This is a genomic window from Dehalococcoidia bacterium (genome assembly GCA_035310145.1).
Taxonomy (GTDB): Bacteria; Chloroflexota; Dehalococcoidia; order CAUJGQ01; family CAUJGQ01; genus CALFMN01.
Genome location: DATGEL010000016.1, coordinates 34,781 through 43,758, shown reverse-complemented (window position 1 = coordinate 43,758; position 8,978 = coordinate 34,781). Strand labels below are relative to the sequence as shown.

Here is an 8,978-nt window from a genome sequence, read left to right as displayed (position 1 = left end):
CTGCCTAACAATTGCACCGCCGCCGCGCCCCCGCCCCCGCCTGCACCACCCAGCAGTACGCTGACTATCTCATGTCCGCCGACTTCATTGCCCCCGTCCACCGCGGGATTGATCGTGGGGACCGTGATTCCGCTGCAATTGATCAGCGGCTATCCCTTCGTGAATCCCGCGATTGTCGGGACCCCCGGCCAAATTACAATGACCGCCACGGCGACGAACCCCGGGCCGGCCACGATCAGTCCCGCCACTCTGAACTTTGTCTACCAGTTCGATGCATTTCCGGGCTCGCCGCCGGCGACGGTGAACGGCTTCACCGGCATCGCGGCACCGACCGGCGTGACCTGCACCAACACCACGCCGGGGGCGCGACTTGGCTCGACGACCTCGTTCCAGGTCGGCGACACGTATTCCTGCGTGCTCACCTATCCCGCGGGCCAAACCCAGTCGTTCGTCGTGATCACGGGCAACGGCGTTGCCACGGTGAACCCCGGTCCGCAACAAAGCTCCCGCCCGGCGCCGAACAACGTCGGCTTTCCCTGCGGCACGGTCGCACCGGCGGCCGCCTGCACCACGGTCACGTTCACCGGCACGATGGCGGCCAGCGCCACGCCGAGCTTCACCGTGCGCTCGTTCGCCCTGGGCGCGGCGCAGCCGTACAATACGGCGACCGTCACGCCGTCCGGCGTGACGATCGTGCCGCCGCCGAGCGGTAGCGGCGGGGGCGGTGGTGGCGGAGCGGCGGGCGGCGCCGGGATTAACTCGGCGATCGGCTGCGCCAACTCGACGCAGGCCAGCGACATAGCCTTCCCGGCCACGCCGGTCACCGCCAACAACCAGCAGGGCTTACTCGCGAGCGCCAACCAGTTCGCCTCGCGGCCGCCCCTCTCCGGCAGCGCGTCGGCTCCGGGCGTGCTTTCGGTGCTTTCGCCGAACGTGGCGATCGTCTGCGGCGCGGTCTTCCAGGACTCGGGCGTCTCGCCGTCCGATCCAGACACCAACCCCAACACGATCGACGGCGGCACGATCGTCTACACCGTCTCCAGTCCCGCGGTGGAGATCGTCGAAGCGAGCGGGCCGACCTACACGGTCTTTTGCGGCACTACCACGCTTCCCGGCGGCAAGGACTCATGCACGGCGGCGAAGTTCACCCCCGCCTTCAGCCCCAACACTGCGCCACCCTTGCAGGCGAACCCGGCCTCGCCGGCCTTCATCAGCCCGCCGGAGGCAAACATCGTCCACGTGGCCCTGGCTCCCGGCGCCTCGTTCCCCTTCATCGGCGCCCTCAGCCCAAGCGTCTCGATCAGCGCGACGTACACTCGCGCCACGAACCTCGGCGGGGCGCTGACAATCACGACGGCGGCCGCCCCAATCGGTTTGCTGCCGCCGCCGTACCAGGTCCAGCTCAGCGCCAATCCCGGCACGGTGGCCGCGGCCAGCGGCGTGGACAACGGCAGCACCATCGTGGCCACGGTCGTGCATCCGGTGGTGACGGGCTGCGTGGCGCTGGCGGTCGGCGGCTTCCTCACCTGCCCGACGGCGCCGGTGTTGTTCCTGCAGGGCGCGGCGCCGGGCGCGGAGGGCGGCCAGGTGACGTTCTCCACCGACGCGGGGGCGCTGGGGCCGGCCAACGCCAGCTCCGGCTCGCAACTGGCGCTGCGCTACACCGTGCACTGCGGCCCGATCCCCTCGGCGCCGCCGGTGGTGATCGTGCCCGACGTGCCCAGCCTCAACCCCGCTCCCGCCTCGTTCGTCTTCGCGAGCTGCACCGCGGCGCAGGCGACGCTCTACGGCGCCGGCGCCCCCGGCACGGCGACCGTGACGGCGAGCTTCATCGGCGACATCACCGGCGTGACGGCGCAGTCCACGACGCAGGTGACGCTGGCCGCGGCCGGCGCGCCGGCCAACCTGAATCCGGGCTGTAACCAGATCATCACGCCATCCAGCCTCGCGCCCGGCAGCCCGCTCTCGGCTGTCGTCAACATCGTGCAGCCGGGCGGCATCGTGGTCAGCGTCTGGGCCTTCAACAACTCGACGCACAAGTTCCAGGCCGGCTACTTCAGCGCCAGCGGCGCGCCGGTGGACTTCACCACGGTCGGGCCGGCGCAGAGCCTGTTCGTCTGCGTGAACAGCAACGGCGCCTACCAGCCGGGTCCGCCTTCGGCGGGCAACGGGCCAACGGGGCCGTAGCGAAGCTTCTGGAGAGCGGCACGAGGGGCCGGCGCGGTCAGCGCCGGCCCCTCATCCTCTCCTGTCTCCTTCCCCCAATCCTGGAGGGAAGGAGACGATCCGGCGTAGGGCGTTCCGTAGCCGGTGCGGTTAACCCGACGGCGTTCGAGCCGGCACCCCACGATCGCCCCTTTCCCAGGATTGGGAGAGGGGTACGTGAGGTATGTGAAATGAGGTGAGGGCCGCCCGCGAGCCGGGAACGCGCTAAACTGCTGCACGGCGGCCGCGACGGCGAAGGCGGTACACTGCCCGCGACGCGACGGGCGCACAGTGCGGTGGCAGCCGACCAGCGGAGGCGCAGATGACGAATCAGAGCACAGAACGATCCGGGACGGCCGAGCGGCCCGGCCATCACTGGCGCGAGCCGGCGCGGGTGCAGGAGTACGTCGAGCGCATGGACCGGCGCGCGGCCGAGCGCCAGGAGCCGCTGACGCTGCTGACGCGGCTGCTGCCCTTCCCGGCGGACGCGGCGCTGCGCGTGCTCGACGTGGGCGCGGGGTACGGCGCGGTCGCCGCGGCGGTGCTGGCGGCCTTTCCGCGCGCCGAGGCGACGCTGCTGGACATCTCCGAGGCGATGATGCAGGTGGGCGCCGAGCGCATGGCGCCCTTCGCCGGCCGCTACCGCTACCTGCACGGCGACTTCGCCGACGGCGAGCTGCCCGAAGCCGCGGCGGGTCCGTTCCAGGCGATCGTCTCCGGGCGGGCGATCCACCATCTGCCGCCGGCCGCGACGCGATCGCTCTACCGCGCCTGCGCCGCGCGGCTGGCGCCCGGAGGCTGCTTTCTCAACCTCGACATGACCGCGGCAGTGGACGGTGGCGCGGCCGCCGCCTACCGCCGGGCGGAGGAGCGAGAACGCGAGGCGCGCGGCGAGCCCGCGGCGCCGCCCAGGTCGCACCACGCCGAGCACGAGGGGCACGACTTCCAGCCGCTCGACGAGCATCTGCGCTGGCTGCGCGAGGCCGGCCTGGTCTCCGTCGACTGCTACTGGAAGCGGCTGGGCAACGCCCTCTTCGGCGGCCTCCGGCCAAGCTGAGCAGGCAGCGGCTCCGGCCGACATGTCATAGAGAAGCGGCGCGGCCCGGACGCGCGCGGAGGCGCCCGCTACTCCTTGAGCAAACGCAGGGTGAAGTGTGCCGGCTCGGCGCCGACATGCCCCTCGTACGCCAGCTGGCCCTCATACCGGAATCCGGCATCGGCGTACGATCGCTTGCGCTCGCGGTAGAACAACAGCAGCTCCCAGCCCCGGTCCGTGTGGTGAATGATCCAATCGTCCGACCGGCCGCTGGTTTGCCCGTCCCACTCAAGCGTGCGACCGCGCAGGAGATTGTGATGTTCGGCGCCGTCCGCTGACGTATTTTCGGTGACGAAGAGCAAGATCGTGTCGTAGCCCTTCGGATGAAATACACCAGTATTGATGGTTGCGTCCTTCGTGTTGAGCAGCCCTTGCAACTGTCTCCGATCGTACGCTTCACCGACCGTCAGCAATTCAGAGACGCGCATGGCACCGTCCGTCTATTCAAGCAAGCGAAGCAACTCGGTCGATTGCTGCGCGATTCCCGGCATAGCGTACCGCACTCGGGCAACGCGTCGCCCCTCCCGCCCGCTTCCGCTATCGTGTTCCTGAGCACGGCACGACGAGGCGGAGCGTGAGGGAAGCGAACGAGGGCGCGGACGGTGCGGCGCCGCGGGTGGGCATGGTCGGCGCGGGGCAGCTGGCGCGGATGACGCAGCAGGCGGCGATCTCGCTCGGCATCGAGCTGCACGTGCTCGCCGGCGCACCAGACGACTCCGCCGCGCGCGTCACGCCGCACGTCAGCATCGGCCGGCCCGATTCGCTCGACGATTTGCTCGCCTTCGCCGCCTGCTGCGATGCCGTCACCTTCGACCACGAGCTGGTGGACGTCGCGGCGCTGCGGGCGCTCGCCGCCGCGGGCCACACCGTGTATCCCTCGGCAGACACGGTCGAGGTCGCGCAGGACAAGGGCCGGCAGCGCGAGCTGTTCGCCCGCCTTGGCCTGCCCGTGCCGCCGTTTGTGCGCGTACACGCAATCGACGAGGTCCGCGCTTTTGGGGCGGCGCACGGCTGGCCGGTGGTGCTCAAGGCCGAGCGCGGCGGTTATGACGGCCGCGGCGTCTGGCTGGCGCAGGATGCGGCGGGGGCCGGGGAGGTCGTTGACCAGGCGGTGCGGCGCGGCTTGTCGCTGCTCGCCGAGCAGTTCGTGCCGATCACGCGTGAGCTGGCGCAACTGGTGGCGCGGCGGCCGGGCGGCGAGAGCGTCGCCTACCCGCTGGTGGAGACGGTGCAGCGCGAGGGCATCTGCCACGAGGTGCTGGCGCCGGCGGCGATAGCGCTGGAGCGCGCCGAGGAGGCGCGGCGCCTCGCCCTCGCCATCGCCGAGGCGATCGACCTGGTCGGCATCATGGCCGTCGAGCTGTTCGAGACACGCGACGGTGTGCTGATCAACGAGATCGCCTGCCGCCCGCACAACTCCGGCCACTTCTCGATCGAGGCCTGTGCCACCTCGCAGTTCGAAAACCATCTGCGCGCCGTGCTGGACTGGCCGCTGGGCAGCATCGCACTCGTCGCGCCCGCCGCGGCGATGGTGAACCTGATCGGCGTGCCCGGCATGCCGCGCAATCCGGTGGCCAACCTGCCCGCGGCGCTGGCCGTCGAGGGCGTACGCATTCATGTCTACGGCAAGGAGTCGCGCCCCGGCCGCAAGGTCGGCCACGTCACCGCGCTGGGCGAGAGGACTGCTGACGCGCGCGATCGGGCGGCGCGGGCCGTGGCGCTGTTGGAGGGTTCGGGGTGAAGGGGATCGCTACCCCCAGCTTCAGGCCACAAATCCTCATGAGGGAGGCGCTGTGAACGCCGCGCCGGCCGCCCCGCGCGTGGGCATCGTCATGGGCAGCGACTCGGACCTGCCGGTGATGCAGGCCGCGGCCGAGGCGCTGGCCGAATTCGGCGTGCCTTGCGAGGTGCGCGTCGTCTCTGCGCACCGTACGCCGCGGGCGATGCTGGAGTACGCGGAGGCGGCAGCCACACGCGGCTTGCAGGTGATCATCGCCGGCGCCGGCGGCGCAGCGCACCTGCCCGGCATGATCGCCGCCGCCACGCCCCTGCCCGTGATCGGCGTGCCGGTGCCGCTGAAATACCTCGACGGCATGGATTCGCTGCTCTCGATCGTGCAGATGCCGGCCGGCGTGCCGGTCGCCACGGTGGCGATCGGCAACGCCCGCAACGCCGGCCTGCTGGCGGTGCGCATCCTCGCCGCCGCCGATCCAGCCCTGCGCGAGGCGATGCTCCGCTATCAGCAAGGTCTGCAGGCGCTCGTCGCGGAGAAGGACGCGGCCGTGCAGGCGCGGGCCGCGGGCATCGCCCGGGGCGAGGCGGCGCCGAGTAGCTGACCCGGTGGCTGCTCCGGGCGCATCGACCCTGTGCCCGCGTCGCGACATTCTACGTCTTGACTGGTCAGAGCGGCCGGCCGCGCGGTACAACAGCGAGGGAAGCTCCGCGTTCGCGGGCGAGCAAAGCAGCCGGAGCGGCAGGAGGAGTATCCGCTGCATCCGGCCGCCGTGGAGGCTGGCATGGCCGAAGAGCTGGAGAGCAAGATCACCGACGAGCACCGCGCCTTCATCGGGCGCAAGTCCGATCCCGTCTCCTTTACCGTGCGCGAAGGGGACGCAAACCGCCTGATCGGCCTGCTCGACGATCACGATCCGCGCTGGGCCGCGGGCAGCGGCACGGCGCCGCCCTACGTGCTCGGCCTGATGCAGACGGCGCGGCGGGGCGCCATGCCCTCGGTGCTGCCCGGCGGCATCATGACTCAGCAGGAGTGGCGCTTCACGCGGCCCTTCAAGATCGGCGAGGAGCTGAAGGCGATCACGCAGGTGATCGACATCCGCGACCGGTTGGGCGGGCGCTACGGCTACAGCGTGCTCGTCACCAGCGCCACCGATTTCTTCGACACCAATGACGAGCACGTCGCCGCGATCCTGATCACCGTGACGCAGTTCGACCCGAAGGCGGCGAGGGGGAGCGAGTGAGATGAGCCAGCGCTATTTCGAGGACATTCGCCCCGACGAAGAGCTGCCGCCGGTCGAGAAGCTGCCGACCGAGGAGCTGGCGGTGGACTACTTCGGCCGCGACAACCCGGTGAACCCCGCCTTCGCCGACGCCGAGGCCGGCCGGCGCATGGGCGTGGGCGGCGCCCTGGTGCCCGGCAACCTCAAGCTCTCCTGGCTGGTGCAGTACGCCAACGACTGGGCCGGCCCCGAGGGCCGGGTGACGAGCCTGCGTGCCGTCTTCCGCCGCCCGGACGTCGCCGGCCGCCCGCTCACGCTCGCCGGCCGCGTGGTGGACATGCGCCAGGAAGACGGACATAACATCATCGAGCTGGAGGTCGTCACGCTCGCCGAAGGCCAGCCCAGCGTGCGCGGCAACATGCAGGTAGAGCTGCCCATGCGCGGCGGCTGAGCGGGCGACCTCGCGCCTCATCGGTTCGCCTCGGCGGCCCTCTGCTCCGCCGACCAGGAGATATGGAGGGGCGATCCGGGTTGGAGCGTTCTCCTGGGCGGCCGGTCAGCGAGCCGCCATACGAGCGCACGCGCGGTTTTCCGTCGGTTCAGCGGCGCCGGACGGTACGGCTTTCTCGCGGTCAGCCGTGATCTTCAGCGACCGGCGCGAGCGGCGCGCCGGTCACTCGGCTACACTCTCGATCAGGCAGTCCGCTATCCCCCCTCTCCAGTTTCGGAAGAGGGGCCGGGAGTGAGGTGACACCATGCAGGCGACGCGCGACGAGGTCTCCACCGCCCTCCATCCGTTGGAACCGTTGACGGCCGCCGAGGTCGAAGCCGTGTCCGCGCAGCTGAAGGCGCAGTTCGGCGTGGAGGGACTCCTGTTCGTCTCGATCTCGTTGCACGAGCCGCCCAAGGCCGCCGTGCTCGGCTGGCCCGAGGCGGGCGCCGTGGCGCGCGAGGCCTTCGCCATCTTCCGCGACCTCGCCGCCCGCACGACCTACGAGGCGATCGTCTCGCTGGACGAGCAGCGCGTGAGCTGGTCGCGCAGCGTTCCCGGCGCGCAACCCTCGGTCACGTGGGAAGAGGCGCTTTCGGCCGACCAGGCGATCAAGAGCGACCCCGACTGGCAGGCCGCAATGCGCAAGCGCGGCGTCAGCGACTTCAGCCTCTGCATGGTCGACGCCTGGTCCGCCGGCAACTACGACGCGGACCCGAACCCGGCGCAGCGCGTCGTGCGCGCCCTTACCTGGGTGCGCAGCGACCCGACCGACAACGGCTATGCGCGGCCGGTGGAAGGGCTGCTCACCGTCTTCGACCTGGACGAACGACGCGTCGTCGAGGTCGAGGACAACGGCGTGGTGCCGCTGCCTCCCCGCGCAGGCAACTACGATGCCGAGCGCATCCGCAACGCCAACAACGTGCCCTCGTTCCCAGACGGCGTGCGCCAGGACCTGAAGCCGGTCAGCATCACGCAGCCGGAGGGCGCGAGCTTCAGCGTGGACGGCCACGAGGTGCGCTGGCAGAAGTGGCGGCTGCGCCTGGGCTTCACGGCGCGCGAGGGCCTGGTGCTGCACACCGTCGGCTACGAAGACCGCGGCCGGCTGCGGCCGGTCCTCTACCGTGCCTCGCTCTCCGAGATGGTCGTGCCCTACGGCGACGCGAACCCCACGCACTGGCGCAAGAACGCCTTCGACGAGGGCGAGTACGGCGTGGGCATGCTCGCCAACGCGCTGGAGCTGGGCTGCGACTGCCTGGGCGAGATCCGGTACTTCGACGGCGTCGTGGCCGGCCCGCGCGGTGAGGCGATCACGCTCACCAACGCGGTCTGCATGCACGAAGAGGATTACGGCATCCTCTGGAAGCACCGCGACGCCCGCGCCGGCACCACCGAGGTGCGGCGCAACCGACGGCTGGTGATCTCTTCGATCGCCACCGTCGGCAACTACGAGTACGGCTTCTTCTGGTATCTCTACCAGGACGGCACGATCCAGTACGAGATCAAGATGACGGGCATCGTCTCCACCGGCGCTGTCGCCGAGGGCGAGATGCCCGTGTACGGCACGCTGATCGCGCCGGGGCTCTACGGCCCGAACCACCAGCACTTTTTCAACGTACGCCTGGATATGACGGTGGACGGCACGGAGAACTCGGTGTACGAGGTGAACACGGAGACGGCGCCGCCGGAGCTGAACCCGCACGGCAACGCCTGGCTTGTTCGGCGCGCGCTGCTTGAGCGCGAAGGCGCGGCCCAGCGCTCGCTCGACCTCGCCTCGGCGCGTTACTGGCAGATCGCCAATCCCAACGTCTTGAACGCGACGGGCGAGCCGGTGGCCTACCGCCTGCTCCCCGGCGAAAATGCCGTGCCCTACGCGCTGCCTCAGGCCAGCATCTCCAGGCGGGCGGGCTTCATGGCGAAGCACCTCTGGGTGACGCGCTTCGATCCCGCCGAGCGTTACGCCGCCGGCGACTACCCGAACCAGCACCCGGGCGGCGCCGGCCTGCCGGCCTACGCGGCGCAGGACCGGCCGCTGGAGAACACCGATCTCGTCGTCTGGTACTCGCTTGGCGCCCATCACATCGTGCGGCCGGAAGACTGGCCGGTGATGCCCGTCTCGACGCTCGGCTTCAAGCTTCAGCCCAGCGGCTTCTTCGACGGCAACCCCTCGCTCGACGTGCCGCCGTCGAACGGCCACGGCGACTGCTGCGAGGCGTGACAGGGTCCGTACCTG

8 protein-coding genes are annotated in these 8,978 nt (G+C 70.5%); 7 read left to right on the top strand and 1 reads right to left on the bottom strand.

What is annotated here, in order from left to right; genetic code table 11:
* Positions 1-114: 114 nt before the first annotated feature.
* Both VKV26_03140 and VKV26_03135 read left to right on the top strand, forming a co-directional pair.
* Positions 115-2,187, top strand: a complete 2,073-nt coding sequence (locus VKV26_03140) for a hypothetical protein (GenBank protein HLZ68884.1) — start codon at positions 115-117, stop codon at positions 2,185-2,187.
* Between the two features lie 340 nt (positions 2,188-2,527).
* Positions 2,528-3,262, top strand: a complete 735-nt coding sequence (locus VKV26_03135; protein ID HLZ68883.1) for a class I SAM-dependent methyltransferase — start codon at positions 2,528-2,530, stop codon at positions 3,260-3,262.
* A 68-nt stretch (positions 3,263-3,330) separates the two neighbouring features.
* Here VKV26_03135 and VKV26_03130 read toward each other — a convergent pair whose 3' ends face one another.
* Positions 3,331-3,729: a hypothetical protein gene (locus VKV26_03130; protein ID HLZ68882.1), complete on the bottom strand. Its 399-nt coding sequence runs from the start codon at positions 3,727-3,729 to the stop codon at positions 3,331-3,333.
* A gap of 146 nt (positions 3,730-3,875) precedes the next feature.
* On the opposite strand from VKV26_03130, the gene VKV26_03125 reads away from it, so the two are divergent.
* From VKV26_03125 to VKV26_03105, 5 genes are all read left to right on the top strand, one after another.
* Complete coding sequence (locus VKV26_03125) at positions 3,876-5,042, top strand: 5-(carboxyamino)imidazole ribonucleotide synthase (GenBank protein HLZ68881.1); 1,167 nt, start codon at positions 3,876-3,878, stop codon at positions 5,040-5,042.
* A 52-nt stretch (positions 5,043-5,094) separates the two neighbouring features.
* The gene (gene purE / locus VKV26_03120) at positions 5,095-5,637 is read left to right on the top strand and encodes a 5-(carboxyamino)imidazole ribonucleotide mutase (GenBank protein ID HLZ68880.1); all 543 of its coding nucleotides are present in this window, start codon (positions 5,095-5,097) and stop codon (positions 5,635-5,637) included.
* Positions 5,638-5,817: 180 nt separating this feature from the next.
* Entirely contained in the window at positions 5,818-6,276 is a 459-nt protein-coding gene (locus tag VKV26_03115; protein ID HLZ68879.1) for a MaoC family dehydratase N-terminal domain-containing protein, read from the top strand.
* Position 6,277: 1 nt separating this feature from the next.
* Positions 6,278-6,706, top strand: a complete 429-nt coding sequence (locus VKV26_03110) for a hypothetical protein (protein HLZ68878.1) — start codon at positions 6,278-6,280, stop codon at positions 6,704-6,706.
* A gap of 304 nt (positions 6,707-7,010) precedes the next feature.
* On the top strand, positions 7,011-8,963 hold the full coding sequence (locus VKV26_03105; GenBank protein HLZ68877.1) for a primary-amine oxidase: 1,953 nt from the start codon (positions 7,011-7,013) through the stop codon (positions 8,961-8,963).
* The last annotated feature ends 15 nt before the right edge of the window (positions 8,964-8,978 follow it).

Bases quoted from the DNA above. Each gene is read 5' to 3' on its own strand.
- VKV26_03110 (HLZ68878.1), top strand. From the start codon at position 6,278: ATGAGCCAGCGCTATTTCGAGGACATTCGCCCCGACGAAGAGCTGCCG.
- VKV26_03135 (HLZ68883.1), top strand. From the start codon at position 2,528: ATGACGAATCAGAGCACAGAACGATCCGGGACGGCCGAGCGGCCCGGC.
- VKV26_03105 (HLZ68877.1), top strand. From the start codon at position 7,011: ATGCAGGCGACGCGCGACGAGGTCTCCACCGCCCTCCATCCGTTGGAA.
- VKV26_03130 (HLZ68882.1), bottom strand. From the start codon at position 3,729: ATGCGCGTCTCTGAATTGCTGACGGTCGGTGAAGCGTACGATCGGAGA.
- VKV26_03115 (HLZ68879.1), top strand. From the start codon at position 5,818: ATGGCCGAAGAGCTGGAGAGCAAGATCACCGACGAGCACCGCGCCTTC.